Source organism: Mesorhizobium sp. M1A.T.Ca.IN.004.03.1.1, assembly GCF_003997555.1.
Classification (GTDB): domain Bacteria; phylum Pseudomonadota; class Alphaproteobacteria; order Rhizobiales; family Rhizobiaceae; genus Mesorhizobium.
Genome location: NZ_RZTV01000846.1, coordinates 1 through 247 on the forward strand (window position 1 = coordinate 1; position 247 = coordinate 247).

At 67.6% G+C, this 247-nt stretch carries 1 protein-coding gene; it reads left to right on the top strand.

The features are described 5' to 3' along the window. The coding region (locus EOD29_RS34070; protein ID WP_245475526.1) for a class I SAM-dependent methyltransferase at window positions 1–247 on the top strand (247 nt) is incomplete at both ends.

A 247-nucleotide genomic window follows, 5' to 3' on the forward strand; every position in this document is an offset into this window, starting at 1 on the left:
TGACCGGCAACATCCGCGATTCCGGTCAGGCCTTCCTCGGCATCGGCGCAGCCCTCGCCCACGCCGATATCGGCACCGGCCACGACGAGATCGATGCGGTGACGCTGACCTGGCTGCCACAGCTGATAGCCGGCGTGCTCGCCCCGAACGGCATCGCCGTCAGCGGCCTGCCGCTGGAGCATCCGGAGCTCACGGAGCTGCCGCTGCCGGAGGGAATCAAGGAAGGGCGGTATTTTCTGTATCGGCG